Annotated in this window: 28 protein-coding genes; 12 read left to right on the top strand and 16 right to left on the bottom strand. The window is 69.0% G+C overall.

Translation table 11 applies throughout. From position 1 onward, the window contains the following. Positions 1–18: 18 nt before the first annotated feature. Entirely contained in the window at positions 19–909 is an 891-nt protein-coding gene (locus tag WH85_RS24035) for a serine hydrolase (RefSeq protein WP_045744240.1), read from the top strand. On the opposite strand, the gene WH85_RS24030 is transcribed toward WH85_RS24035, so the two are convergent. Genes WH85_RS24030 through WH85_RS24020 form a run of 3 tightly spaced genes read right to left on the bottom strand, consistent with a single transcriptional unit; the run spans position 884 to position 2,717 of the window. Next, a complete protein-coding gene (locus WH85_RS24030; RefSeq protein WP_045744239.1) occupies positions 884–1,459 on the bottom strand; it encodes a DedA family protein in 576 nt (191 codons plus the stop codon). The genes WH85_RS24035 and WH85_RS24030 overlap by 26 nt on opposite strands. Then, complete coding sequence (locus WH85_RS24025) at positions 1,456–2,232, bottom strand: MBL fold metallo-hydrolase (protein ID WP_045744238.1); 777 nt, start codon at positions 2,230–2,232, stop codon at positions 1,456–1,458. The genes WH85_RS24030 and WH85_RS24025 overlap by 4 nt, the downstream gene beginning before the upstream one ends. Further along, entirely contained in the window at positions 2,229–2,717 is a 489-nt protein-coding gene (locus tag WH85_RS24020) for a DUF1990 domain-containing protein (protein ID WP_045744237.1), read from the bottom strand. Before WH85_RS24020 ends, WH85_RS24025 begins: the two co-directional genes overlap by 4 nt. A gap of 65 nt (positions 2,718–2,782) precedes the next feature. Between WH85_RS24020 and WH85_RS24015 the strand changes: the two genes are divergently transcribed. The 5 genes from WH85_RS24015 (at position 2,783) to WH85_RS50690 (ending at position 7,236) form a co-directional block, all read left to right on the top strand. After that, positions 2,783–3,730, top strand: a complete 948-nt coding sequence (locus WH85_RS24015) for a diacylglycerol/lipid kinase family protein (protein WP_045744236.1) — start codon at positions 2,783–2,785, stop codon at positions 3,728–3,730. After that, entirely contained in the window at positions 3,727–4,731 is a 1,005-nt protein-coding gene (locus WH85_RS24010; RefSeq protein WP_045744235.1) for a YihY/virulence factor BrkB family protein, read from the top strand. Before WH85_RS24015 ends, WH85_RS24010 begins: the two co-directional genes overlap by 4 nt. 10 nt (positions 4,732–4,741) lie before the next feature. Continuing rightward, positions 4,742–6,199, top strand: coding sequence for a phosphatase PAP2 family protein (locus WH85_RS24005; RefSeq protein WP_045744234.1), 1,458 nt, complete (start codon positions 4,742–4,744; stop codon positions 6,197–6,199). Next, on the top strand, positions 6,196–6,951 hold the full coding sequence (locus tag WH85_RS24000; protein ID WP_045744233.1) for an endonuclease/exonuclease/phosphatase family protein: 756 nt from the start codon (positions 6,196–6,198) through the stop codon (positions 6,949–6,951). Before WH85_RS24005 ends, WH85_RS24000 begins: the two co-directional genes overlap by 4 nt. Positions 6,952–7,071: 120 nt before the next feature. Further along, positions 7,072–7,236, top strand: a complete 165-nt coding sequence (locus tag WH85_RS50690) for a hypothetical protein (protein ID WP_157411197.1) — start codon at positions 7,072–7,074, stop codon at positions 7,234–7,236. 200 nt (positions 7,237–7,436) lie between these two features. Here the strand turns inward: WH85_RS50690 and WH85_RS23995 are convergent, their stop codons facing one another. Beyond that, entirely contained in the window at positions 7,437–7,919 is a 483-nt protein-coding gene (locus WH85_RS23995; protein ID WP_045744232.1) for a MarR family winged helix-turn-helix transcriptional regulator, read from the bottom strand. A 75-nt stretch (positions 7,920–7,994) separates the two neighbouring features. On the opposite strand from WH85_RS23995, the gene WH85_RS23990 reads away from it, so the two are divergent. After that, complete coding sequence (locus tag WH85_RS23990; protein ID WP_045744231.1) at positions 7,995–9,173, top strand: FAD-dependent monooxygenase; 1,179 nt, start codon at positions 7,995–7,997, stop codon at positions 9,171–9,173. Positions 9,174–9,185: 12 nt separating this feature from the next. Next, entirely contained in the window at positions 9,186–9,800 is a 615-nt protein-coding gene (locus tag WH85_RS23985) for a cysteine hydrolase family protein (RefSeq protein ID WP_045744230.1), read from the top strand. Positions 9,801–9,807: 7 nt separating this feature from the next. Here the strand turns inward: WH85_RS23985 and WH85_RS50685 are convergent, their stop codons facing one another. From WH85_RS50685 to WH85_RS23975, 3 genes are read right to left on the bottom strand one after another with little or no spacing between them, the layout of a single operon-like run. Further along, entirely contained in the window at positions 9,808–9,948 is a 141-nt protein-coding gene (locus WH85_RS50685) for a hypothetical protein (protein WP_157411196.1), read from the bottom strand. Then, the gene (locus WH85_RS23980) at positions 9,945–10,952 is read right to left on the bottom strand and encodes an alpha/beta hydrolase (protein WP_045744229.1); all 1,008 of its coding nucleotides are present in this window, start codon (positions 10,950–10,952) and stop codon (positions 9,945–9,947) included. Before WH85_RS23980 ends, WH85_RS50685 begins: the two co-directional genes overlap by 4 nt. Continuing rightward, on the bottom strand, positions 10,945–12,408 hold the full coding sequence (locus WH85_RS23975) for an MFS transporter (protein ID WP_045744228.1): 1,464 nt from the start codon (positions 12,406–12,408) through the stop codon (positions 10,945–10,947). The genes WH85_RS23980 and WH85_RS23975 overlap by 8 nt, the downstream gene beginning before the upstream one ends. A 69-nt stretch (positions 12,409–12,477) precedes the next feature. Here WH85_RS23975 and WH85_RS23970 point away from each other — a divergent pair, with 69 nt between their 5' ends. Both WH85_RS23970 and WH85_RS23965 read left to right on the top strand, forming a co-directional pair. Continuing rightward, positions 12,478–13,083, top strand: coding sequence for a TetR/AcrR family transcriptional regulator (locus WH85_RS23970; RefSeq protein WP_045744227.1), 606 nt, complete (start codon positions 12,478–12,480; stop codon positions 13,081–13,083). Between the two features lie 441 nt (positions 13,084–13,524). Continuing rightward, positions 13,525–14,772: a glycosyltransferase 87 family protein gene (locus WH85_RS23965; protein ID WP_052720759.1), complete on the top strand. Its 1,248-nt coding sequence runs from the start codon at positions 13,525–13,527 to the stop codon at positions 14,770–14,772. A 261-nt stretch (positions 14,773–15,033) separates the two neighbouring features. Here WH85_RS23965 and WH85_RS53790 read toward each other — a convergent pair whose 3' ends face one another. The 3 genes from WH85_RS53790 to WH85_RS23950 all read right to left on the bottom strand — a co-directional run bounded on the left by WH85_RS53790 (position 15,034) and on the right by WH85_RS23950 (position 17,673). After that, positions 15,034–16,125: a methyl-accepting chemotaxis protein gene (locus WH85_RS53790; RefSeq protein ID WP_052720758.1), complete on the bottom strand. Its 1,092-nt coding sequence runs from the start codon at positions 16,123–16,125 to the stop codon at positions 15,034–15,036. A gap of 401 nt (positions 16,126–16,526) precedes the next feature. Further along, positions 16,527–16,907, bottom strand: coding sequence for a response regulator (locus WH85_RS54180; RefSeq protein WP_353050999.1), 381 nt, complete (start codon positions 16,905–16,907; stop codon positions 16,527–16,529). 205 nt (positions 16,908–17,112) lie between these two features. Then, positions 17,113–17,673, bottom strand: coding sequence for an SDR family oxidoreductase (locus tag WH85_RS23950; RefSeq protein ID WP_052720757.1), 561 nt, complete (start codon positions 17,671–17,673; stop codon positions 17,113–17,115). 121 nt (positions 17,674–17,794) lie between these two features. Here WH85_RS23950 and WH85_RS23945 point away from each other — a divergent pair, with 121 nt between their 5' ends. Together WH85_RS23945 and WH85_RS23940 are read left to right on the top strand one after the other, a co-directional pair. Continuing rightward, entirely contained in the window at positions 17,795–18,448 is a 654-nt protein-coding gene (locus WH85_RS23945) for a response regulator transcription factor (RefSeq protein ID WP_045744224.1), read from the top strand. A gap of 19 nt (positions 18,449–18,467) precedes the next feature. Continuing rightward, positions 18,468–19,670, top strand: coding sequence for a sensor histidine kinase (locus WH85_RS23940; protein ID WP_063775539.1), 1,203 nt, complete (start codon positions 18,468–18,470; stop codon positions 19,668–19,670). Between the two features lie 58 nt (positions 19,671–19,728). On the opposite strand, the gene WH85_RS23935 is transcribed toward WH85_RS23940, so the two are convergent. The 6 genes from WH85_RS23935 to WH85_RS47360 form a co-directional block, all read right to left on the bottom strand. Then, entirely contained in the window at positions 19,729–20,955 is a 1,227-nt protein-coding gene (locus tag WH85_RS23935; protein WP_045744222.1) for an ABC transporter permease, read from the bottom strand. A 1-nt stretch (position 20,956) separates the two neighbouring features. Beyond that, on the bottom strand, positions 20,957–21,625 hold the full coding sequence (locus WH85_RS23930; RefSeq protein ID WP_045744292.1) for an ABC transporter ATP-binding protein: 669 nt from the start codon (positions 21,623–21,625) through the stop codon (positions 20,957–20,959). Between the two features lie 35 nt (positions 21,626–21,660). Then, positions 21,661–22,707 (bottom strand): efflux RND transporter periplasmic adaptor subunit, encoded by a 1,047-nt coding sequence (locus WH85_RS23925; RefSeq protein ID WP_045744221.1) that lies wholly within the window; start codon positions 22,705–22,707, stop codon positions 21,661–21,663. Then, the gene (locus tag WH85_RS47365) at positions 22,707–23,276 is read right to left on the bottom strand and encodes a hypothetical protein (RefSeq protein ID WP_052720756.1); all 570 of its coding nucleotides are present in this window, start codon (positions 23,274–23,276) and stop codon (positions 22,707–22,709) included. The genes WH85_RS23925 and WH85_RS47365 overlap by 1 nt, the downstream gene beginning before the upstream one ends. Before the next feature lie 969 nt (positions 23,277–24,245). Continuing rightward, complete coding sequence (locus WH85_RS23910; RefSeq protein WP_157411195.1) at positions 24,246–24,971, bottom strand: hypothetical protein; 726 nt, start codon at positions 24,969–24,971, stop codon at positions 24,246–24,248. 460 nt (positions 24,972–25,431) lie between these two features. Continuing rightward, positions 25,432–26,082 (bottom strand): hypothetical protein, encoded by a 651-nt coding sequence (locus WH85_RS47360; protein ID WP_052720755.1) that lies wholly within the window; start codon positions 26,080–26,082, stop codon positions 25,432–25,434. Between the last annotated feature and the right edge of the window lie 360 nt (positions 26,083–26,442).

Genomic DNA, 26,442 nt, shown 5'->3' with positions numbered 1-26,442 from the left:
CGGAGTACCCGGAATCTGATGTTGACGATTGCCGCCGTGGGCATCCTCGGGGGATCGGTGCTGGTGGCGAAGGGGATGATGGCCGGCGGCAGCGGCACGAACGCGCTGGCCGGCACGTTCCTCGACGCCCAGCCGTCGGCGTCGCCGACCCCGACCGGTCCCAGTCCGGAGGAGTTGGCCGCGATCGAGCGCGCCAAGCGTGTCAAGGCGCTCGACGCCGCGCTCAAGAAGTATGCGGCGACCGCCCCCGAGTTCTCGGTGGCCGTTTTCGACGGCGAGACCGGCGAGACGTACGCCTATCGCGGTGACGAGAAGTATGAGACTGCCAGCATCGTCAAGGTGCAGGTGCTCGCCTGTCTGCTGCTGACCGCGCAGGACGACGACCGCAAGGTCTCGGCGAGCGAGGACGCCCTGGCCAAGAAGATGATCAGGTACAGCGACAACGCCTCCACCACGTCGCTCTACGTGAAACTGGGCCGGATCCAGGCGCTGACCGCCTGCAACAAGCGTCTGGGGCTGACCCAGACCAAGGTGAGCAGTTCGTGGGGCTTGACGAAGACCACGGTCAAGGACCAGGTGAAGCTCCTCGAGGCGATCCACGACGAGGACGGCGAGCTGACCGACTATTCGCGCGGCTATGCGGAGAAGCTGATGGGCACGGTCGCCGACGATCAGGACTGGGGCGTGCCGGCCGTTGCCGCGGCGGGCGAGGAGGCCACCGTCAAGAACGGCTGGCTGCAGCGCTCCACCGAGAAGAACCTCTGGATCATCAACTCGGTGGGCCGGGTCGAGGGCGACGACACCGACGTGTCGATCGCGGTGCTGTCGCACACCAACCAGACGATGCCGGCCGGGATCAAGCTGGTGGAGAAGGTCGCCAAGCTCACCCGGACGCATCTGAAGTACTGAGCGAGCGCTTGTTCCACCAGGTCAGCGCCTGGTTGACGATCAGGATCAGGACGACGGCCGCGATCACGCCCTGCCATGGTTCCGGGAAGATCGAGCCGCCGGCCAGGCCGATCGCGGCGTAGACGATCGACCACAGGGCGCAGGCCGGTGCGTTGGCGGTCACGAACGTACGCCAGGGCAGGCCGGCGAAGGCGGCGGCGAGCAGCACCGGGACCCGTCCGCCGGGGATCAGCCGGGACACCAGCAGGACCTGGACCTGCCGGGCCTGGAGGCGTTCCTTGACGACGGCGAGGCGTTCCTCGTCGCGCAGCCAGCGCAGCCGGCGGGCCAGTTGTTCACCCCCGAACCGGCACATCGCGTACATGACCAGGTCGCCGAGGTAGGCGCCGGCGGCTCCGGCGACCACCACCAGGCCGATCAGGGCCGGGTGTTCGTGCAGGGCCAGGGTGGCGGCCCCGCTGACCGCGGCGCCGGTGGGCACGATCGGCACGATCGCGCCGAATCCCACGACCAGCAGTAGCCAGCCGATCGCGACGAGAGCGTCGATCACCTGGCGGGCTCCACGGTCAGGGTCTCGCCGTGCGTCAGGACCCGGACCCGGGTGTCCGGGCAGGTGCGGGCCGCGTGTTCGGCGAAGCGGGCGCCCGGCTCGTCGAACATGTGCCGGCGGACCCGTCCCATGCCGATCGGCCAGAGTGTGCCGTAGTGCACCGGTACCGCCCAGGTCGCCTTGACCCGGCGTAGCGCCTCGGCGCCGTCGGCGGCGTCCAGGTGGCCGTGCGCGCCGAGGGTGGGGCCCCAGCCGCCGACCGGGATCAGCGCCAGGTCGAGGGGTCCGAGGTCGGACATCTCCTCGAACAGGCCGGTGTCGCCGGCGTAGTAGGTCCGGGCGGCGCCCTCGACGACGTAACCGATGGCGACGGCCCGGTCCCGGGACCACGGTCCACGGGCGCCGTCGTGCCGGGCGGGGACGGCGCGGACGCGTACCCCACCGACTTTGATCTCGTCGCCGGGGGAGACCTCGACGCAGCGGTCGGCGGCTTCCGCGCCGAGTGCCTTGAAGACGAAGGCGCGGGCGCCGCGCGGGACGATCAGTGCCGGTTTGCCGGGGACCGCCTTGATCGAGGCCACGTGGAAGTGGTCGGCGTGCAGGTGGGACAGCAGGATGGCGTCCGGGGCGCCGGGCAGGCGGGGCGTGGGGCCGGCCATCCGCCGCAGGTGGGCGAGCCGGTCGGTGAGGACCGGGTCGATCAGCAGGCCGGCGCCGGAGTCGGCGAGCCATGCGGTGCTGTGCCCCCACCAGGTCACCGATGTCGTGCTCACGAGGCCACCGTACCCAGCCGGCGCAGGGCGAATCCGCACGCACGCGCGTAAAGGTGCTGGAATCCGACAGCTACCGGCCCGCCGAGGCGCATCAGGGTGCCGGCCGGCCGGCTGTACGCCACGACCGAGAACCACACCACGCCGTGCCTGTCCATCTCCACGGTGAACGACTCCTCGCCGGAGGCCGGGTGACCGGGGCGGGTCCCGTACCCGAATCCGAGGTCGGTGGCCCACACCACCTCGCAGGGGGCGCGCAGCGGCCCCATGCCGACCACGAGGCGTACGCCCGGGGCGGCCCGGACGGCGTCGGTGGTGATCCGCGCGCCGGTGGCCCGGTGCATCCGGAATGTCAGGATGGCCTCCCCGGCCCGTTGCAGGACCGCGGTGCCGCTGCCGATCCGGGTCCGATAACGCAGATGGCGATATCCGGTGGGCAGGTCGCCGGTGCGGGTGTGCCCGATCTCGGAGTAGGTCAGGTCTGTCACCCGTGCAGTGTGCGCCGGGCGCACGCCGGGTCGCCGAGCGGCCATGACTCCGGCACACTGAGCGCGTGAGTGGACCCCGCACCGCTGTTGTCGTCAACCCGGCCAAGGTGGCCGATATCGCACAGTTGAAGAAGGCAATCGGCGATGGCCTGCGGAAGGCCGGCTGGCCGGAGCCGCGCTGGTACGAGACCACCCCCGAGGATCCGGGTCGTGGTCAAGCCAAGCAGGCCGTGTCCGACGGCGCCGAACTGGTGTTCGCGTGCGGTGGCGACGGCACGGTGACCGCCGTGGTGACCGCGCTGGCCGGCACCGACGTGGCGCTTGCCGTGCTGCCGGCCGGCACCGGCAACCTGCTCGCCGCGAACCTGGGGCTGGGCACCGATCCGGCCACCGGTCTGCAGGTCGCCCTGGACGGCGGGCGCCGCCGGATCGACGTCGGCGCGATCGACGACCGGTGTTTCGTGGTGATGGCCGGGATGGGTTTCGACGCGCAGATGCTCGAGGACACCTCGGAGCGGGCGAAGAAGCACATCGGCTGGCTGGCGTACGTCGGCGGCGGTGCGAAGCACCTGCTGGACCGCCCGATGCGGGTGCGGATCCGGCTGGACGGCGGCGCGCCGATGCCCCGCCGCCCCCGCGCGGTGATCATCGGCAACGTGGGCCGTCTGCAGGGCGGGGTGCGGCTGCTCAAGAAGGCGGTGCCGGACGACGGCAAGCTGAACGTGGCCATCCTGAGCCCGAGCAACCTGGCGCACTGGATCGCCCTGGCCTTCGCGGTGGTCCGCAAGCGGGAGCGGGTGCCACTGATGGAGAGCTACACCGCATCACGTGTGGAGATCTACAGCAACCGGGCACAGTCCCGTCAGCTCGACGGAGATCTGATCTCGCCGGGGAAGGCCATGAAGATTCACGTACGCCCGAAGGCCCTGCTGCTCTGCGTGCCACAGCCGGACGCCGACCCGGACCTCGCCCACGACGCCGACGCCGTCGCCGAGCGGGCCCAGAACCTGTGAGCAGCACCGAACCCGTCCCCGAGACCCGGAGCATGTCCGGGGACGAGTTGTCCGCCGACGACGCCTTCCTGGCGCTGCGGCACTACGGGCGCTGGCCGCTGCTGCGGGACGCGTTCGTCCGGTTCCGGTACGGCGACGGTTTCAGCCACTCCCGGGCGTTCGCCCTGCAGCTCTGCCTGGCCATCGTCCCGTTCCTGATCGCACTGTCCGGTCTCGCCACCGACCTGGGTGTGGAGTCCGGCGGGCAGATCGTGGCGGACACCGTCATCGCGCTCACCCCGGGCGCCAGCGAGCCGGTGGTCCGCGAACTGCTCGTCGACACCGACGCGACCGAGGACGCCGGTGAGCTGGCGCTGACCCTCGGTCTGATCACCGGCCTGGTCGCGCTCACCCAGGCGATGGCGCAGGTCGAGCGGGGTGCGAACCGGATCTACGGGGTGGAGCGGGACCGGCCGGCCCACCTGAAGTACGCCCGGGCCACGGTCCTGGCGCTGCTGGCCGGCCTGCCCGCCCTCTTCGGTTTCCTGCTGCTGGTGGCGGGCCGGGCGGCCGGGAACTCGGCGGAGGAGCATCTCGGGTTGCCGCACGGCCTGCGGGTGGCCTGGGACGTGGTGCGCTGGCCGGTCAGCCTGGCCCTGATCGTCTTCGCGGTCGGGCTGCTCTTCGAGTACTCGCCGCGCCGCCGCCAGCCGGCCCTGTCTTGGCTGCTGTTCGGCGCGGTGGTGGCCACCATCCTGTGGTGGCTGGCCAGCCTGCTGCTCGCCGGGTACGTCCGGGTCAGCGACAGTTTCGGCGCCACCTACGGCCCGCTGACCGCGATCATGGCGTTGCTGCTGTGGGCGAACCTCACCGGGATCGCGTTCTTCCTGGGTCTGGCGTTCGCCGCGCAGCTGGAGGCGCGCCGGGTCGGTGCGCGGCCGGCGAAGGACGACGAGTGGAAACCGGAGCCGGACATCCCGTCCCAGCGACGGGACGGTGTATCGACCGAACCGTCCGGGTAAGAACGGCGCCGTGACCGACAACCGTGTGGTGGAACGTACCGGCTGGGCGCCCGTCCGGCACTTCGCCGAACGCAGCGTCCTCGGCCTGATCGTCGTTGCCGCGATCGGCCTCGGCTTCGGAGTCCTGCTCCTGTTGGTGCGCTTCAACTGGGAGCCACTGCAGAACCTGGACCGGTCGGTGACCGACAGCCTGAACCGCTGGGCGTCCGGTTCGGAGTCCACCGTGGCGGTGCTCGAACAGATCTCCTCGTTCGGCGGGCGCGGCGTGCTGATCCCGCTGGTGGTGCTCGCCGTTGCGGTGCTGCTGATCCGCCGCCGTCCCCGTCCGGCTCTCTACCTGGCCGTCACCGGTGCCGGCGCGCTGATCCTGGACCCGTCGCTCAAGTCGCTGATCGGCCGGCTGCGCCCGGTCGTCGAGGTCCCGGTCGCTCAGGCGCCGGGCAACAGTTTCCCCAGCGGGCACGCGCTCGGTGCGACGGTCGTCTACGGGATGCTCGTGCTGGTCTTCCTGGCCGCGGTCCGCCCCCGGTGGCGTCCGGTGACGGCCGGCCTCGCCGCGGTGCTGGTGGCGGCGATCGGGTTCACCCGGGTCGCGCTGGGCGTGCACTTCCTCTCCGATGTGGTCGGCGGGATCCTGCTCGGACTCGCGTGGATCAGTGTCACGGCGTACGCGTTCCGCATCTGGCGCCGGGAGGCGGGCCACCCCACGCCGTCGCTCTCCGACGGCCTGGAGCCGGAGTCCGGTCCGGACCTGCGTCCCGCGCCGGCCGAGGAGGCGGTTCTGCCGCACCCGTGGGCCAAGGGTGCGGAGATCCTGGTCGGCTGGGTGTTCGTCTTCGGTCTGCTCTACCTGCTCGGCTACACGGTCACCCGGTGGGAGCCCGGCTTCGACGACGGTTTCCCGCGCTGGCTGCAGACGTTCCGGACGCCGGCCCTGGACGACCTGAGCTGGCTGGCCAGCAAGGCCGGTGACACCCACGCCATCCTGATCATCTCGCTGATCTTCTGCCCGCTCGCGCTGGCGCTGTGGCGGCAGTGGCGCCCGATCCTGTTCCTCGCCCTGACCATGGTGGGCGAGCTGACGCTGTTCCTCTGCGCGGCGGCCGCCGTGGATCGTCCCCGGCCCTCGGTCGAGCAGCTCGACGGCCAGATGCCGACGTCGTCGTTCCCGTCCGGGCACATCGCCGCGACCATGTGTCTCTGGGCCGCCATCGCGATCATCGTGATGGCCCGGGTGCACCGCCCGTGGCGCTGGATCTTCCCGGTGCTCGCGGTGATCATGCCGGCGATCGTGGCGCTGTCCCGCATGTACCGCGGCATGCACCACCCGACCGACATGCTCGGCGCGCTGCTGCTCACCACCGCCTGGATCACCGTGCTCTGGTTCACCGTCCGCCCGAACGCGCACGCCGAGACCGTCAGCGAGGCCGCGGAGGAGGCCCGGGTCCTGCAGAACGCTCCGGCATGAGGCTGCTGACCTGGAACATCCGCAACGGCGGGGGAGACCGCCTCCCGGCGATCATCGAGGTGGTCCGGGCCGTCCGCCCGGACATCTGGGCGGTCCAGGAGCTTCGCGGATTCTCCTCGTACGCGCAGAGCCTCACCGCCGCCGTAGGGATGCAAGCGCACGCGGCCCGGTCGTTGTTCGGTCAGCCGGTCGCGGTGCTGACCAGCCCGCCGGTGCGGGTGCTGCGGCGGTCCACCCTGCTCCGGGGCATGCACCACGCGGCCGCGGCGGTGGTCGTGGACACCCCGTCCGGGCCGCTGACCGTGGTGAGCACGCACCTCAACCCGTACTCGCCGTCCCGCCGTCGCCGGGAGGCCCGCCGTCTGGTCGCCCGGTACGCCGGGGACATGACGGTGGTGGCCGGTGATCTGAACAGCCTGGACACGTTCACCGATCACGGCCCGTCGCTGGACGGTCAGCGGGAGGAATATCGCCGTCGCCATGTGACGGGGCAGGGGGTGGCTGACACGCGAGCTTTGGCGGCTTTTGAGAACGCGTACTTTACCGATTTATGGCGAAATATCGGATCTGGAGAGTCGCATACCGTGCCCACCTCCGGCCTGGCTGGGGCCGAGTTCGGGACCATGCGCCTCGACTATGTGCTGACCGGCCCGGGCGTGACCGCCCGCGCACGCTCGATCGAGGTGCTGCGGGGCGGCGCGCTCGAGCACGCCTCCGACCACTATCCGGTGCTGGCCGAATTCGATCTCTGACTCACTCGAGCCCGTGGCTGCGGGTCTGATGGTCGTCCAGCGCCAGCGCGAACGCGGCCCACCCGGCTCTGCTCTGGCACCGCCGTACAGTGGTTCCTCACCGGAACCGGGAGTGACACCATGACCAGCACGCAGATCGACCGCCACGCCGCGGACCCCGCCGAGGCCGCCCCGGCGAAGGAGCCGGTGAACTGGGACGACGTGCTGCCCGACCAGTACGTCGCCGCGGCCGAGGGCTGGGACTACGTGACTTGGCAGCGCATCCGCGCCGCCGCCGACGCCTGACCTGTCCTACTGCGGCGGCACCCGGCGATACCTGGTGTTCCGGCTCGCGGTCGACTTCTCCGTCGCCGTGACCAGGCCTTCCCTGCGGAGCAGCGTGAGCCGTCGGCGTACGGTCTGATCCGACGATCCCGTCCTGGAGCCCGGCTCGGCGCGGGAGGCGCCGACCTCCACCATGCCGCGAAGTGCAAAAAGTGCAACGACTATTCGCTGAGGGTGCTGAGGCGGGTGGTCAGGTCGGTGGCGAAGCGGTCCAGCAGCCGCCCGAAGGTGCGGCGATCGTCGGGGGACCAGTCGGCCAGGGCCGCGCCCAGGACACCGAGCACCGTCTGCAGGTAGCGGCCGACCGCCTCCGCACCGGTGGGGGTCAGCTCGACCAGGCGGGCGCGCCGGTCGTCCGGATCCGGGACCCGGCGGACCAGGGTGCGGCGTTCGAGTTCGTTGACCTGGCGGGTGATGTGCGGGCCGACGACCTGCATGCGTCTGGCGATCTCCCCGATGCGCAGTGGTCCGCCGCCGGTCTGCAGGGCGACCAGGACGCCCAGGGCCGGGCGGTCCAGGCTGGGGCCGGCGTTCTCGGTGGCGCGGTCGATCAGGCCGCTGCGGTTGAGCACCGTGCTGAGCTGCGAGATCTTGGGCAGGACGGTGAGCAGGTCGAAATCGCCGTCATCCGTAGTGTCGGTCATCACACTCAATTCGATACCTAAGTTAGGTATATATTTTTCTCAAGGGGAGCGAGCAGAGCATCGAGGAGGAAACCCATGAGCAGAATACTGGTCTCCGGAGCCAGCATCGCCGGACCCGCGCTGGCGTACTGGCTGCACAGGTACGGTTTCGACGTCACCGTGGTGGAGAAGGCGGACACCATCCGCGGCGGCGGCTACCCGATCGACATCCGCGGCACAGCGATCGAGGTCGTCCGGCGGATGGGCGTGCTGCCGCGGCTGCGCGACGCCCACATCGACACGCGGCAGATCAGCTTCCTGCACCCGGACGGCAGCCCGATCGCCGCGGTCCGGCCGGACACTGTGGTCCGCGGGGACGAGGGCAGCGACCTGGAGATCCCCCGAGGCGATCTGACCACGATCCTCTACGACGCGGTCCGCGACGACGTCGAGTTCCTGTTCGGCGACAGCATCGACACCCTCGACGACCGTCCCGACCGGGTCGACGTGACGTTCCGCGGCGGCGCCCGGCGCAGCTTCGACCTCGTCGTCGGTGCGGACGGGCTGCACTCGTACACCCGAGGTCTGGTCTTCGGTCCTGAAGAGCGGTATCACCGGTACCTGGGGCACTGCTTCGCCGGCTTCACCATGCCCAACGACCTGGGGCTCTCGCACGAGGCCGTCACCTGGTGCGAACCCGGCCGGGGCGCCGCCCTCTACGCCGTGCGCGACAGCGACCGGATCCACGGATTCCTGACCTTCGACCGGGCCGAACCCCCGTTCGACGCGTTCCGCGACCCGGCGGCGCAACGCGACCTCGTCACCTCGGTCTTCACCGGGGACGGCTGGCAGATCCCGCGCATGGTCGAGGTGATGCGCGCCGCCGACGACCTGTTCTTCGACGTGGTCAGCCAGATCCGGATGCCCCGCTGGTCGTCCGGCCGGGTCGCCCTGGTCGGCGACGCCGCCTACGCACCGTCGTTCCTCACCGGGCAGGGCACCAGCCTGGGCCTGGTCGGTGCCTACATGCTGGCCGTCTCTCTGGCCACGGCAGGCGATCATGCCGAGGCCTTTGCGGGGTACGAGCGGAGCACGCGCCCGTTCGTCGAGGCCAACCAGGATCTCGTCGGCGAGGGTGATTCGATCCTGTTCCCGCCGACCGCGGAAGCCCTGGCCCGGCGCAACGAGATGCTGCGCGGACTGACCGTGATCCCGGCCGGGGCGGCCCGCCCGGAACATTCCGCGTTGACCCTCCCCGGCCATGTCCGGTCCTGAAACCATCAGCGCATGACGGAGACACTGCGGATCGACCCCGCGACCACGGCGGTCGTGCTGATCGAGTACCAGAACGAGTTCACCACCGACGGCGGGGTGCTGCACGAGGCGGTGGCCCCGGTGATGGCGGCGACCGGGATGCTGGACCGGACCGTCGAGCTGGTGGCGGCGGCCCGGACGGCCGGGGTGAGCATCATGCACGCGCCGATCACCTTCGCACCGGGTTACGGCGAACTGACCCGGCACCCGTACGGGATCCTGAAAGGGGTCGTCGACGGCAACGCGTTCGTCAAGGGCGGCTGGGGTGCGGCGATCGTCGACCGGCTCGCCCCGGCCGACGGCGACATCGTGATCGAGGGCAAACGCGGCCTGGACACGTTCGCCAGCACCAACCTCGACTTCATCCTGCGCAGCAAGGGCATCGAGACCGTGATCATCAGCGGGTTCCTGACCAACTGCTGCGTCGAGTCGACGATGCGCAGCGCGTACGAGAACGGGTATCGCGTCATCACGGTCACCGACTGCATGGCGGCCACCTCGGCCGAGGCGCACGACAACGCGATCGCCCACGACTTCCCGATGTTCTCGATCCCGCTGCCGTCGGCCGAGGTCATGGCCGCGTTCTGAGGAGAGTTCAGGCGAGTGCCCGGAAGACCTCGCCGCAGACGTCGATGCAGTGTGCCAGGGCCACGTCCGCGGCGAGCGGCCCGGTCGTGGTGAAGACGAAGAGGTCCCGGTCCTCCCGGCCGGCCGTGCCGGTGAACGGGGCGATCAAGAACGACGAACCGCATCCGCGTCGTCGGCAGGTCGTCCGGCGAGCAGCCGGGCGGTCCAGGTGGCCAGCGCGGCGGTGGCGGCCCGGGACAGTGCTGCTTGCGGCATCATGCTGGTGAAGCCGTGGAATCCGCCGGGCCAGACGTGTAGTTCGGTGTCGATTCCGGCGTGCCAGAGTCCGCCGGCGTAGGCCACGGTCTCGTCGCGGAACACTTCGGCGCTGGCGCAGTCGATGTAGGTCGGTGGCATGCCGGTCAGGTCGGTGGCCCGGGCGGGGGCGGCGTAGATCGACACGTCCTCGCCGCCCCGCCGGTCGCCGAGGTAGGCGGTCCAGGCGAAGCGGGTCATGGCGCGGTCGGCGATGCCGACGCCGTCGATCTGGCGGGTCGAGACGGTCGAGTCGCTGTCGTCGAGCATCGGGGAGATCAGGATCTGGCCGAGCAGGGGAGGTCCTTGCCGATCACGGGCCAGTAGCGCGGTGCCCGCGGCGAGTCCGCCGCCGGCGCTCTGCCCGGCCAGCACGATACGCGAGGGGTCGATGCCCAGTTCGTCGCTGTGGGTGGCGGTCCACAGCAGGCCCGCGTAGCAGTCCTCGACCGGATAGGGGTCGGGGTACTCCGGGGCGAGTCGGTAGTCGACGCTGACCAGGACGACATCGTCGTGGGTGAGCAGCCAGTCGTCGTAGGAGTCCAGGTTGCCGAGGTAGTGGCCGAACATCATGCCGCCGCCGTGCATGGTGTAGAAGCACGTTGCCGGACCGGTGTGCCCGATACGGCTGATGACCGCCAGGTTGATGGGGGCACCCTGGTAGCCGGGGACGGTCAGGGTGCGGCGTCGCCAACCGCGGGCCGTCAGCCGCTCGTCGAGGGCCTGTTCGGTCATGTCCAGCATGCGCATGCGCGGCAGCATGTCGGTGGTCAGGGTGAAAGGGCCGCGTTCGTGCATGGCGGTGAGGAACACCCCGAGTTCGGGGTCGAACGGTGGGCGCGGCAGGACATCAGACATGGTGGGTCTCCGTGACGGAAGTGGTGGTGTGCGAGCGGATGACGCCGTAGGTGACGAGTGCGGCAGCGACGGCGGTGAGGGCGAGAGCCGCGATGGTCACCGCCTGCTGGAACTGCCCGGCTTGTGCGGTGCTCCAGCTCGAGGCGGTGAGGCTGCCGGTGAACAGGGCGGCCAGGATGGTGCCGGTGGCGGCGATGCCGGCGCCCGTCGCGAGTTCGCTGGAGGTGTCGACGAGGGCCGCGCCGATCGAGGTGCGGTTCTCCGGCAGGCCGCGCAGCACGTTGTTGCCGGCCACGACCCCGACGACGCGCATGCCGGCGGCGACGAGCACGAGCGCGATCAGCACCCCGGGGTAGCCGAACCTGTTCAGTGCGGCGAAGGTGGCAAGACCGGCGACGACCGCTGCGGCGCTCAGCCAGGCCGCACGTTCCAGGCCGACGCGCCGCACGAAGGGCGTCACGAGCCGGCTCCCGGCGAGCAGCACGACGACCTGCGGCAGCATGCCGACGGCTGCCATCGCGGGGGACCAGCCCCAGGCGAACTGCAGCAGCAGTGTCACCAGGTAGCCGAGGCCGGCGACGGCAAGTCCGGCGGCGGCCTTGTAGGCCAGGCCGCTCGATACCAGCGGCACCGCCAGCAGCCTCAGGTCGAGCAGGGGGTGACGTGCCGTCCGCTCCCGTAGGACGAAGGCCGCGGTCGTCACGATCGCTGCCGCGGCGGCGGTCCAGGGCGCCCACGATGCGCCGCCCTCGTCGACGAACAGTGTCGGCGTGACCAGGGCCAGGGTGATCGTTGCCGTGCCCAGTACCGCGCCCGGGATGTCGAGTGGGCCGGCGTGCAGGCTGCTCGGGTCGTCTGCGGCGACGCCGAGGCGGATGCCGGCGAACGCGAGTGCGGCGATCGGCACATTGATGAGAAGCAGGACCTGCCATGGGGCGACGGCGAGCACGAGCCCGCCTGCCGTCGGACCGATCGCGAGACCCACCAGCCCGGCGGTCGAGATGACCGTGATGGCCCGCACCCGCAGGTCGTCGGCCCGGAACAGCCGGAAGGCCAGCGCCATGGAGCCCGGGGTGGTCATCGCCGCGGCGGCTCCCATGCACGCCCGTACCGCGATGAGCTGCCCGGCGGTCGACACGAACATGGTCGCGAGGCTCGCGGCGCCCAGCAGGACCAATCCGGTCAGCATCACCCGGCGCCGCCCGAACCGGTCGGCAATCGCCCCGAACAGCAGCATCAGCCCGCCGAAGACGACCGAGTACGCACCTGTCACCCACTGCAGCGCTGTCGTCGTCGCCTGCAGCTCACGGCCGATCGTGGGCAGCGCGACGTTGAGGATGGAGTTGTCGAGCATCTCGAACAGGAACACCGCGGACAGCCCGGTGAGGGCGATCCATCTGTCACCCAGCGATTCGGGTCGAGCCACATCAGGGGGCCGTGCCTCAGCAGTGAACATGCCACTAAGTTAACTCACTAAGTTTAGTTACACAACCACTATGCTGGCGGCAGCTACGGAAGGGGTCACATGCCACGCACCGATGCCCGCGGGGGACCGCAGACACGTGCGCGAATTTCGCAGATCGCCACCCGGCTGTTCCTCGACCAGGGGTTCGACGCCGTCACCGTGGCCGACGTCGCACGCGCGGCAGGAGTCTCCACCGTCACGGTGTTCAAGCACTTCCCGCGCAAGGAAGACCTCCTGCTCGACCGGGCCGAGGACGCCACGCAGATGCTGCGCTCGGCGGTCCGCGACCGTCCCGCGGGAACCGATGTGCTGGACTCGCTGGAGGCCTTGACGCTGCGGCTGGCCGGGGACCACCACGGACTGTCGGGCATCGCCGCCGAATCCACCCCGTTCTTCCGCACCGTGGCCGGCTCCACGCCCCTCATCGCGCGAGCCCGAGAACTGGCCGCTGACCTGCAGCACCTGCTGGCCGACGAGCTCGAACGCGATCCGGGCTTCGACGGCGACAGCACCCTGCTCGCCGCCTTCTTCGTATCCGGCTACACCACCGTGCTGACCGATAACGCACGCCGCCTCATCGCCGGCGAAGCCCCCGCCGAGATAGCCCTGCACCATCGTCAGCGCCTGGGGCAGCTCTTCCGCGCATTGCGCAACGTCCATCGCTGAACGACGAGAACGGCTCGCACCCGTACGGGAACGTCTGTGCCCGGCGGGACTTCTCGGTGATGCTCTCCGGTGTGGAGATGCTCAGCGTCGGCGCCCAGCCGCGACTGCGACGTGAGGGCTGAGCCGCCCGGCCCTTCGAGCCGACCGCAGCGATCATGGGCACCCGGGGCGTCAGACATCCACTGGTGAGCACACCGGACACGCGATCGGTTGGACAGGATCGCGAGGAGTCGCTCACCAGCACACCCGCTCCGCGTCATCATGGCCAACTGTCCACAGCGGCCGGTCAGGCGGTCGCGATCCTGTTACCGTGGGCGCCCATATAGACGGTTGGCAATGCCTTCGGGTCCTCTACCTAGGTGCGGTGATCCTGTGTTTCGACTGCTTCACGCCGTTGTCCGTCGGCCACTCGATTCCGTACGGCAATCGGCGCGTCCCCGGATGGCCCGGCGATCGCAGGACGGTCGCACGGCCTCGCGGGTTCTTCGCGGTGTCGCCGTCGCAACGGCGATCATCGTCGGACTGGCCCTCGCGTGGAGTTTCGCGAAGCTGGTACCGGACTTCATCTTCATCGACCTCGGGGTCTATCGCGGCGCGGTGCGCTTCTGGCTGTTGGACGGCGGCGACATCTACGACTACCGCTACGACGGCCCGCCACTCGGCTTCACCTATCCTCCGTTCGCCGCGATCCTGCTCAGTCCCCTGTCGGTCATGTCGTGGCCGGTCGCCATCGGCGTCAGCGTCACGGTGAACATCGCCGCCTTGGTTCTGCTCGCCCGCTGGTTCGTGGCGCCGGCCCTGCGGCGGTGGCCTGTGTGGTTGTCGACCGCCGTCGGGGCCTGTGCGGTTGCCTTCGCCGAGCCCGGTCTCGCCACCCTCAGCCTCGGGCAGATCAACCTCGTGCTGGTCGTCCTCGTCTGCGCGGACCTGCGAGCGCTCGAGAAAGGCTCTCGCTGGGCGGGGATCGGCATAGGCCTGGCCGTGGCGATCAAAGTAACTCCGGTGGTCTTCATCGGTTATCTGCTGATCTCCCGCCGGTTCCGGGCCGCCGTCACCGCTACCGCCACGGCTGTCGGTGCCGCTGCGGTGGCCGCGATTCTGCTTCCCGGTCCCTCGCTCGAATACTGGACCTCGGCGCTCTGGCAGACCGAGCGGGTTGGTGACCTGGCCAGCACGGGCAACCAGTCGCTGAGCGGTGTCGTCGCCCGGCTCGACGGCTCGGCGATCTGGTGGCTGATCGCGGTCGCCGTGGTCGTTGCGTACTGGTGGGTGCGGGTCAGATCACAGACCGTCCGGACCGGTATGGCGATGACCGGAGTCCTCGCCTGCCTGATCAGCCCGGTCACCTGGGTGCACCACCTGGTCTGGCTGCTCCCGGCCGCCGCCGTGCTGCTCGGCCGGGCGATGGCCGTGACAGGCCGGCAACGATGGTGGAGGCTCGGCGCGCTGGCCGCCGGCTACGCCGTGCTCTGGAGCGGTCTCCACTGGTACGGGCTGGGCGATGTGATCAGCAGCAACGCGGATGTCTGGATCAGCCTCGTCCTGTTCCTGGCGGTTCCGGTCACGTCGGCCGCGTCCCGCATCGGCCTGGAACAGTCGGATCCAGCCCACCACCGCCGTCGCGGTATTCGTGCGGCAACCGGCCTGCGATCGAGGCCGACGACCAGCCGGCCTCCAACTGCTCCTTGACCACCATCCGCAGCCGTGGCGAGCGGTCGACCACGTACACCTTCGGCCGTCGCCGGTCCGCAGCGGCCGCGTCGTCAACGGTCACCGCCCGGTACTGCACGCGGCCGCCGTGACGGGCGACGTCCCGCGAGGACCACCGACGGGTTCCGCTCGACGAACCCGGCGATCGCCTCACGAGACACCTGATCGGCCTGACTTGCTCGGTGCCGATTCGTCGTTTGCCAGTGTGCGAACGCCCGCTCGCCGTGATTGGTTCTCGGATCATTTCTGCTCGGCGGCGGTATTCAGGAATGTCGTGAGGTCATCGGTGACGGCGTGCACCTTGCCGGCAGCCGCGGTCAGGCTCCGGGTGATCTCGTGGTTGGTGGCCGTCTGTTCCTCCACGGCGGCCGCAACCGAGCTCTGGTTGGCCCGGACGGCGTCCACGATTCCAGCGATCTTCGAGATCTCGCCGCCGGCGAGGTTGCTCAACGTCTGCACGCTGGTGATGAGCTCGCCGATGCGTTGTGTTGCCGCCTGGGTAGCGCTGGACAGATCCTTCACTTCGCCGGCGACGACGGCGAATCCCTTACCGGCTGCGCCCGCGCGGGCGGCTTCGATCGTGGCGTTCAAAGCGAGAAGGTTTGTCTGCCGGGCGATCTGGGAGATGGTGCTGACCACTTCGTCGATCCGGCCCGATGCCTCGGTCAGCCGGTCCATCGTGCTCGTCGCGGACTCGATCGCAGCCACGGCGTCGACCACCACCTCGGATGCCTGGCTTTCGCTGCGGGCGATCTCGGCGGCCGTTGCGGACAGCTGTTCCATGGCGCTCGCCACCGAATGCAGAGATCCGCTGGCCTCTCCGGTCATGGCCAGGGTGTCACCGAGCCGGTTCGTCACCACCCGAGAACGATTTTCAGCGGCGGTCCGAGCGCTGACGTCCTCCCAGGCCACCACATAGCCGATGACCGCGCCGCGCTCGTCCTTGGCCTGGTTGATGTGGGTGTCGAGAGTGATGGAACCGAACGTGAAAGCGGCGTCGCGAGGCTGGAAGGCGGGGTCTCTGAGGATACGGTCGATCCGGGCGGGGTCCTTGTGGAAGCGATGGATGCTGCCGTTGAGGACGTCGGAGACGCGAACCCCGAAAACCCGTTCGATCTCGGGTCCGATCAGGCGCAACGTCTGCATCGCCCTGGGGTTCGCGTAGACGATGTTCAAGGCGAGGTCTGCCACGAAGATGTTCGCCTGTACGCAGTCGAGGATGTGACGAGCGCCGGTCTCGACGATGTTCGCCGGAACGACGTCCTGGGGTGCCGTTCGGACGGCCCTGGTCGTACGCCACTCATTCGCGGTCCGGGACAGTGAATTGATCATTTTGTGGCCCCTCTCGGTCTGTTGGAGGAAGTGAGGTTGTACGCGAACCGATGCGGTACCCGTCAGGCAACGGCGCTTGCCCAGATAGTGGCTTTTACAGCTTTCGCACCGAAATGCCATCGGTGAAGGGCCGAAAGTCCTACGCCGCTCTCGCCATGCGGGTATCCCGCGCTGCAGGCGCCGGATATGCGCTCGGATGGCGCACCGCTGCCGTCGTGTCCGGGCGACTGCAGACTTGGGGCACATCTCCCACCAGCTGTCCGACCGCGTCCAAACCGGCGCGTGCTCCCGGCTGACCGAAGCCACACGGTGCCTGATGCTCCAGACGATGATGACGATCACAAACTCACTGCCGCCTGACCTCCGAAGCAGAGGGCCTGCTGTTGAAGGGGGACTCGCGGTCAGGCCGGTCGATGGGCCTCGAGCGCTCGGACCGCGGCAAGGAGTCTGCTCGTCGTGAACGACTTGGTCAGCAACGTGGCACCTGCCGGTGTAAGACCGCGGTCGTTGATGAGTCCGTCGGCGTGTCCCGACGCGAACAGGACGTTGACCGAGGGATGGTCGGTGGTGATCCGGTCTGCGAGTTCGGGGCCGGGCATGCCAGGCATGACGACGTCGCTGAGCAGCAGTTGGATGGATTCGGTTCCGCCGTTTACTGACCGGTGGGTGGGCGTGGGAGGCGGCTTGGGGTTTCGGCGGTGGCGGGAATATGGATGGTGATCGTGGTGCCGCGGTGGGGTGCGGATTCGATGCGCAGGGATCCACCGAGTCGCTGATTTCAACCCCGGCTGCGCCCCGTCCGATCACCGGTTTTGGGAGTAGCCCCGCACCACCCACCCCGAACGACCCGATTTCATCGTGACGGTGCTCCACGCCATCGTTTAGGGCGGCGTCTGAGCGGGGCAAACATGATGGCCGACGAGGAGCAGACCGCTCCCCTCGCCGCCATCATGTCGGTCGAGCCCTGTTCGCCCGCGGTGTGATCGCTCAGTCGCGGCGCAGTTCGGGCTGCCACTCCTTGGCGTCCTGCCGATGCAGCTCAAGGTAGTCGTTCGCGAGAGCGGACGACGCGAATCGTTCCTCACCAGCGTCGATTCCGCCGTTGATGGTGACGACCGTCGCGCGAACACCGGTGTCGGCCAGCTCCGCGGCGAGGGCCTGGACATAGGAGCGCAGACTGGCTTTGCCGACGGACAGGGAGGCGTACTGCCGGGACGGGGTGTCGGCGAGTCCGCCTCCGGTGAACAGCAGGCTTCCCCTTCCACGCAGCTCCGGCAGCACCGTCTCGGCGGCTATCTTGGCGCCGAGGACGTTGACGGCAAAGGAGTTGATCCAGCCCTCGTCGTCACCGTCGGTGGGGGTGTCCGGGCGGATCAGTGCCGCGTTGTAGGCCAGCACCTCGGGTCGGCCCAGTTCCTTGATGGCGGTGGTGATCGCGGTGCGCAGCGCGTCGCGGTCGGCGATGTCCGCGGCGTAGGCGCGCACCGGCTGGTCTCCGGCCAGTTCGCCTGCGTACTGCTGCAGGCGGTCCTGGCTGCGGCCGATCATGGCAACCGGGTCCATACGGCTCGCGTCGCGCGCTGTGACGACCGTGTGACCGTCCTTTCCGTACGCTGGTGGGTCCGGTCCGTATGGTGGCGGCACCGGTCGAATCGGGGGCAGGGCGCGGATGAAGGTCCTGGTGGTCGAGGATCAGGTGAGGCTCGCCGGCTCGGTGGCTCGGATGCTGCGGCGCGAGGGCATGTCGGTCGACGTCGAGCACAACGGCGCGACTGCGCTCGACCGGGCCGCCGCGGTCGAATACGACGTGGTGGTGCTCGACCGCGATCTGCCGGGGCTGCACGGCGACGACGTGTGCCGCCGGCTGATGCGGGCGCAGGTGCGCACCAAGGTCCTGATGCTGACCGCGTCGGCCGGCCTGGACGACCGGGTCGAGGGCCTCACCATCGGCGCCGACGACTATCTGACGAAACCGTTCGAGTATCCGGAGCTGGTGGCGCGGATTCGGGCGCTCGGCCGGCGGACCCAGGTCGCCGTGCCGCCGGTCCTGGAACACGGCGACCTGACGCTCGACCCGGCACGGCGCGTCGCCACCCGCGGCGGGGTCCGGTTGCCGCTCAACCCCAAGGAACTGGCCGTCCTGGAATACCTGCTCACCTCCGGCGGCCGGGTGGTTTCCGCAGAGGAGCTGCTGGAACGGGTATGGGACGAGGCCATCGACCCGTTCACCACCACGGTGAAGGCGACCATGAACCGGCTGCGGTCGAAACTCGGTGAGCCGTCCGTGATCGAGACCGTCCCACGGGCCGGCTATCGGATCTGATCGAGGAAGGCAGACCTTCATGGGACTGACGGTTCGGCTGCGGCTCACCCTGCTGTACAGCGTGTTGTTCCTGATCGCCGGTGCGGCCCTGCTGGCCATCTTCTATGTTCTGGTCACGAACAGCCCACCGATCGCCGCGATGTCCAAGCCGTTGTCCTCCGACACCAGCGTGATGATCGGTGTGGTGGGCGGCGATCAGCCGGCCGGCGAGCCGGTGCCTGTCGAGGTGGGCGCCGCCCCGTCCGCCGGTGAGCGACGCCTGCTGGCGTCGCTGGAGAAGCGTGCGGCCGAGCAGCAGGCCGAGATCAAGCGTCAGCTGCTCCTGCAGTCCGGCCTGGCGCTGGCCATCATGGCGGTGGTCTCGACGGTGCTCGGCTGGCTGGTGGCCGGGCGGGTGCTGCGGCCGCTGAAGACGATGACGAACAGCATCCAGCACATCTCCGCGAGCAACGTGCACGAGCGGCTGGCGCTCGACGGGCCGCGGGACGAGCTGCAGAGCCTCGCCGGCACGGTGAACGGGCTGCTGAGCCGGTTGGAGGCGGCCCTCGAGTCGCACAAACGGTTCGTCGCCAACGCCGCGCACGAACTGCGCACGCCGCTGACGCTGGAGTACGCCCTGTTGCAGGAGGCGGTCTCCGACCCGGACCCGACGGTCGACTCGTATCGGGCGCACTTCGGGGAATTGATGATCGTCAGCGGGCAGCAGTTCCGGCTGCTCGACTCGCTGCTGGTGCTGGCCACCAGCGAACGCGGCCTGGGCCGGACCGAACGCGTCGACCTGTCCGAGGTGGCCCGCACGGTGATGCGGTCCGTCGAGACCCGTGGGCTGGACATGGTGCCGGCGATCGAGCCGGCGCCGGTCGCCGGCGATCCCATGCTGATCAGGCGGTTGGTCGCGAACCTGGTCGAGAACGCGGTGAGTTACAACGTTCCGGACGGATGGGTGCGGGTCGCCACCGGTACGGAGAACGGCCAGGGCTTCCTGTCGGTGGCCAACACCGGTGCACCGGTTCCGCCGGACATGGTGGGCCAGCTGCTCCAGCCGTTCCAGCGCCTGAGCCACACCGAAGACGACGGCCACCACGGCCTCGGGCTGTCCATCGTCAAGACGATCGTCACGGCGCACTCGGCAGAGGTCACCGTGGCGGCCCGGGACGGCGGCGGGCTGGTGGTCCGGGTCCTCTTCCCGGCCGACCAGCCGGCGCTGCAGGCTCCCTTCTGACCGCGCGGTCCGGGGTGGCCGAGGAGACGATCCCGGACCGGCGCCGGCGGCATCGAGGTCAGCTGGAGGCGAGGGCTTCGGTGGGAGCGAGCCGCGCGGCGCGGATCGCCGGGTAGAGGCCGGCGATCGCGCCGATCCCCACGGTCGCGCCGACACCACCCAGCAGGGCCCACCAGGGTACGACCGCCGGCCACTGCTGAATCATGGCGTACGTTCCGGTCACCAGGTATCCCAGCAGCGAGCCGACGGCGCCACCGAGCATGGACAGCAGCAGCGCTTCGCTGACGAACTGGGTGCGGATCTGACCCTTCGTGGCGCCGAGCGACCGGCGCAGGCCGATCTCCGAACGGCGTTCCAGCACCGAGATCACCATGGTGTTCGCGACCCCGATGCCGCCCACCAGCAGCGCCACCGCACCGAGCCCGACCAGCAGCGCGGTGAACGTCTTGTTCGCCGCGCGCTGCAGGGTCAGCAGATCCGAGGGCCGGGACACGGTGGCCTCGTTCGGCTTCTCCGGATTGGCGGTGGCCGCGAGCACGGCCTGCACCGCCTCGACCTGTGACTCCGCAGCCCGGGTGTAGACCACGGTGGGATGGCCGTCGAAGCCGAGGTAGGTGGTGGCCGCCGGCCAGCCGATCAACGCGGACAGGTCGAGCTCCTGTGCCAGCGGCGCCTTCTTGAGCACGCCGGACACCACCCACGACCGGCCGCCGATGTAGACCGTGGGCGGGTAGCCCAGCTGTTTGGCGGTCCGGGCGCCCAGCACCACCGTGGGATAGCGCTCGGTCGCGGCGTTGAGCCAGGTGCCGCGGTCCAGCTCGGCGCTCACCGTGCTGAGTAGGTCGAGCCGGGCCGCGGACACGCTCATGCCGGCGGTCTCCACGGACGGGATCCGCTCGTTGCGGTAGACGTGCACGTCTGAGATCACGCCGATCGCGGTGGCCGACAGCACCGGGCTGATCTGTTTGATCATGGCGAGCGATGGGGCCGGCAGCTGGGCGTCTTTGCCGCCGAACGTCTTGCCCGGCTTCACCGTGAGCAGGTTCGTGCCGAGCGTACGGAGCTGCCGGTCGAGGTCGGCGTGGCTGGACGCGGAGATTCCGACCACCGCGACCATCGACGCGATCCCGATCGCGATGCCCAGCGCCGACAGCACGGCGCGCAACGGCCGCGAGCGGAGCCCGTACCCACCGAGCCGGGCCAGGTCCGAGACCCGCAGCCGGGCCGGCTTCAGGCTGGTCGGGGACGGGTACCGGCCGGGGGAGGTGACAGTCACGGCCGGCATCTCAGACCACCTGCCCGTCGAGCATCGGCACCTGGCGGGGGAGACTGTCGGCGATCTCCCGGTCATGGGTGATAACCAGCACCGTCGTTCCGGCCGTGTGCAGGTCGTGCAGCACCTCCATCACGCCGACGCCGGAGGCCGAGTCGAGGTTGCCGGTGGGCTCGTCGGCCAGCAGCAGCGGCGGCTGCCCGGCGACCGCCCGGGCGATCGCGACCCGCTGCTTCTGACCGCCGGAGAGCTGGTGCGGGCGGTGCGTCACCCGGTCCCGGAGACCGACCCGGTCCAGCGCCGCCTCGGCCCGCTGCTCGCGTTCGCGGCGGCTCAGCCCGGTGTAGAGCAGGCCGTCGGCCACGTTGCCGAGCGCGTCGCGGCCCGGCGCCAGGTGGAACTGCTGGAAGACGAAGCCGATCCGCCGGGACCGCAGCGCCGACAGCTGGCGGTCCGACAGCGCGGCGACGTCGTATCCGTCGATGCGCACGGTGCCCTCGGTGGGCCGGTCCAGGGTGCCGATCAAGTTCAGCATCGTGGACTTGCCCGAGCCGGAGGGCCCGACGATCGCCAGCATCTCGCCGTACTCGACCGTCAGGTCCACCGACCGCAGAGCGTGCACTCCGCCTTGATAGGCCTTGGTCACTCCGGTCAGCTCGATGACCGGGTAGTCGGCGGTCACCTCACCGGCGGGCACCGCGTCGATCTCCGGGGCGGTCACGACGGCACCACGACCTGCATGCCGGCCTGGAGCCCGGTGCCTTTGACCTCCACCTTGCCGTCCGCGAACAGCCCGGTCTCCACCGCCATCGGCGTGGTCGTGCCGTTCTCGTAGACCTGCAGCCCGAATCCGCCCTCGGCGAGCACGACCAGCGCTGTGACCGGGACGGTCAGGACGTTCGGCCGTTGCCCGACGGTGAACGCGACGCTGACCACGGCCGCGCCCTGACTCCGCACCTTTGCCTTCGCGTCGAACCGGATGGTCACGTTGTAGGTGGTTGCGTTGGCCCCACCGTTGTCATTCTCGGTCACCACGGTGGCGATCTTGGCGATCTTTCCGGGCACCGTCTCGCCGTCCGGTAGCCGGACCTGCACCGCCGCGCCGTTCTCGGCCAGCCGGGCCGTGCCGGAGCCCAGCGGGACCGTGGCCAGAGCCGTCGTGCCGGTCACCTTCAGCACCTCGCTGCCGGAGCCCACCAGAGCACCGACCTGTACCGTCAGCGAGTTGACCCGCGCCTCGCCCGGCGCGTACATGATCTGGGACGTCGTCACCACACCGGTCTCGGTCACCCCGAGATCGTCCTGCCAGTCCTCGACCACGTCGGCCGTCGCGGAGCTGTACGTGCTGTCCACGGTGAATCCGCGGTAGCCCAGCGCCCACAGGTTCGACTCGAACTGCTTCACGTCGGAACCCTTGACACCGGCCTTCAGTTCCCGGTACGCGGGCAACCGCCCGTACAGCAGCGTGACCGGTCTGTCGTCCAAGCGGTAGAGCGCCTTTCCCCGGCCGATCGTGGTGCCCTCGGCGGGCAACTGCGTCACCGTTCCACTGCCCCGCGTCGTGATCGATGTGGGATCGCCGTACGCCAGTGTCCCGTCGACACTCTGCCGGTCGACGAGGGTCTCCTCGGTGGCCGTGGCGGTCGTCGGCGCGGTGGCGCCGGACGAACCGGAATCGTCGCCGTCCCGGGGAAGGCTGAACACCGTGATCGCCGCGGCCACCGCACCCACCGCGACCACGCCGGCTACCCGCTTCGCACCCATCAGGGAGTGCTTCCGTCCTGGCGCTCCTTCGGCTGCAGCATGAACTTCGCGCAGGCGTCCGACGCCTTCTTCCATTCCGGCGTGTTGTCCTGGATGTGCGCGCCACTGAGGTCGATATCGCCGTTGGCGTCCGGGTCCGGGAACTCCGGGAGACCGTTTTCCCGCATGCACTGGGAATAACCCTTGAGCGTCTCGATGTCCTCCGCGGACATGGCCGGCGCCTGTGCCGGGTTCATGTACCTCGACGAGCAGTCCTGCTGGGCTGTAGAAAGCTTCTCCTCGTCGACCTGGGTGCCCGCGGGCGGCGAGGCGTTGATGCGGCCGGAGCCGTCCGGGTCGGGCCACCACGAGAAGCCGGCGTCGCGCATGCACTTCCCGAACGCCGCCACGTCGCCGCCCTTCGAGTCGCCGCCGCCCGGCTTCGCGTCACTGACCGCGGAGTTCGGGTCGATGGAGACCACACCGCCGGTGTCGTCCTTCTTCGCGCAGCCCTCCAGCGCCCCGGCAACCGTCAGAGCGAGCGTGGAGAGGACCAGCGCCGTACGTAGCTTCGTCGAATCCGATGCCATGGGGGATGTTCTACGCCACGACCGGTCACACGACGGCCACAAACCACGGCCCCGAGAGCCGTACTCCACATTGGCCCTGCTTTCGCGGCACTGATCGAAGATTTCCTTCGGTGGAAGCCGGCCTTCCAGATCTGTGGTACGCCCACAAGACCTGGATGATCGAGGACAGCGTGCCGGAGGCCGCTCAGGCGAAGCGGCTGGGCCATCGGCTACCGGGGCTCTACATCCACGTCACCCCCCATCGGCGAACAGCGCCTCTTCGATGGCTTGCAAAAGCGCTGGGAGGGTACCGCCGAATTCGAACCCGAGCGGTGACCGCATTTGCGACGTAGTGGTGGTCAGTCGGGGAGCGAACAAATCAAACTCAGGAGCGGTCAACCCGACGTGCTCCCAGAACCATGACGAAAGGTCCACCGCATTGGATCATCGCGGTGGACCTTTTCGCAGCTCAACGTACTTGTGGGCGATACTGGGATCGAACCAGTGACCTCTCCGGTGTGAACGTAGCCCGATCAAGCCACTGACCAGCGCAAACGTAGATCTGCCCTGCTCAGTCGCCGTCGTCCGACGCCGCTGAACGCTGTTCGGCGCTGTTCGGCGCTGCTGGTTTCAACCCCGCCTGCTCCCCGTCCGATCGCCGGTTTTGGGAGCAGCGCCGCACCACCCATCCCGAACAGCCCGATTTCATCGTGGCGGTGCTCCCCACCCTTGCTGTGGATGGCCTCTGAACTGGGAAAACATTGCAGCCGACGAGGGGCACGTTGCTCCCCCACGCCGCCGTCACTCCTGTCGAGCCCAGCGACGTGGTCGGGCCGGCGCCGTGCTCCCAAGGGTCAGTACCCCCGAGGTCACGCAAGCGAACGATCCGACAACGCCAAAGCGCCACTCTTACTGTCATGCCGATGTGAGTGCCTCTGGCAAGTGATGATCATTTACTGCGCTGATGCATCCGGATGTCGAGATGCGGCGTCAGCGGGAGTAGAACACGAGGAGCGAGGTCGGGGCCTTGGCGTATTCCGACTTGTTCCAGCCTTCCGTCATCGGCACCGCGGTGTCGCCCTTCGCCGGCACCGTGATCAGGTCACCGATCGGGAATGCCGACCACACCTGCTGCCGTTCCTGTACCCCCTCGGGTCGGTTCTCGGGCATTTCCCATACGGCGTAGAGGACGCGGACGGTGACCGGTGCCTCGTTGTCGTTGGTGAGCCGCACCCGGGCGGTCTCCGCGTCCAGGTCCGCCTTCTTGCCGGCCTCGTCGAGCGGAGTCGCGGCGACGCCGGCCCGCACGGCGGGGAAGTCCGCCTGCGGAGCCTTCTCGATGCGCACGGCGACGTCGGCGACCTCGGCTTCGCGCTTGCCGGAGAAGCGCATCAGCTCGTAGGTGTCGCCGGCCGGGACCACGAGGCGGCCGCGTTCGGTGCCGAAGACGCTGTAGGCGACGACGCCCGGGATCGGCTCACCGGCTTTGTCCAGGGCGGTGAATCGCAGAACCGGGGCGACGGCCTGTTGTCCGCTGTTGGTGATTTTGAGGATCTGGTCCATGCCGTCGTCCTGCTCGAGGAGGAAGTCGAAGGAGAGCGTGCTCGCCAGATCGATCACCTCGGGGGCGGCCTGGGGTGTGGCGGTGCAGCCGACAAGGAGCGCAGTGGTGAGAGCGAGCATGGTGGGGAACAGAACGCGGCGCGGCATGGACACCGTCAGAGCATAGATCAACTTAAGAGTAACAAGATCATCAGCTAAGTCTTGAGAGCGTCAAGCCTGATGCATGGCTTCGGTTGCAGGAAGTGGACTCTGGCGGACGTTCCATGACTTTTCACTGGCTCAGTGAGGGTCGGATGTAGATGAGGACTGTGGTGATCCGCGGCATTGCCCGACGTTCTCTCATGGCCGCAAGTAGAGCGCTCGTCCGGCCGTCAGCGATGGACGACTTTCTCCGCGATTTCGGCACTCTGGGCGATGACCATCATGGAGACAGTCCCGGTTGCAGTCTCCGCTCTCCGAGTACGCCGACTGGTGAGCTCTCGGTAAGTCCGGATCCTCGACGACGTCGCCGCTGGCGAAGAGGTTATTGATGAAGCGCCGGAAGACCAACCAAGGCGGTCTCGTGTCGCCGTGTCCGGCGACGACGATGTCGGACTGGTACGTCCCTGTTGCGTCAGGCAGCGTCCTTGAAGATCCGCTGCTGCACCTCAAGCAGCGCACGCAGCTCAAGGACGACGTCACCGCCAGGACGCCGCCGCAACTCTGCAAGTCCACCAGGATCGACCCCGTTAGCCTCGGCAAGCTGCCGCGTGTACGCAGCAAGCAGCCCTACGAGTTCCTCCCACCGATTCGCAGCGAACGCGACGGTGATCATTCCGCTGTCGGACTCCGCTTTGACCGCATCCAGGTCAGCGAGCAGAAGCTCGACGTTTGACGCCCCCAGACGGCCGTCACGCGCCGCATCCAAGTAGCCGTTCAACGTGGCAGTGAACCGCTGTACCGACACCGGGTTATCCTCCACCACGGATGTCTCCTGCACCGTCGGCTGCGCCTTATCCTTCGTCGCCCATTTGTATAGCGCGACACCAGCGACCGTCACCGCCGCCGCCCCCACCGCGCCAACGACTACCTTGCCGGTGCTCGTGCGGGAACCGACCGACTTGGCAGCAGCCCACACCTGCTTCACCGACAGGTCAGCATCCTTCAGGTGGGACACAATCGACCCTGTAACCGCGTTACGGACCACACCGCCGGTCCTGATCAGTTCACCGCTCGAGATCCGCGCAGCGAGGTCCGCCGGAATGTCCAGTACAACGTTGCCCATGGTTCCGCTTCCCCTAGGTCCGCCTGACGGTGAATGCCAAGCCCGCGCCACGATCGTACGGATAGATGTCGGTAACGACCGCGAGCCCTCTTCGGCGCGCCACACGGGAACCTTACTGCGAGCGAGTGTCGTTGCCCGGCAGGCACAAACCAAGCACCGCCAGCATCCCGCCAAGAGAATCTTGCCGGCATCACTCCCTGGACGCCTGGCGAGGCCCGAGGGACACAAGGGCCTCCGGCCGGCATCCTGACCACTCCCACAACGGAACGTGTCAAGATTTTTGAGGCGGGTTGATCACGGATTCTTTGAGTGAATCTGCTGGTCAGCCTGGTTCTCTGCGGGCGGGTTGATCCATGCCGC

Origin of the sequence: Actinoplanes rectilineatus (genome assembly GCF_000962825.1) — a bacterium.
GTDB classification, from domain to species: Bacteria; Actinomycetota; Actinomycetes; order Mycobacteriales; family Micromonosporaceae; genus Actinoplanes; species Actinoplanes rectilineatus.
The sequence above is the reverse complement of the archived record's forward strand: the minus strand, read 5'-3'. Positions and strand labels throughout refer to the sequence as shown.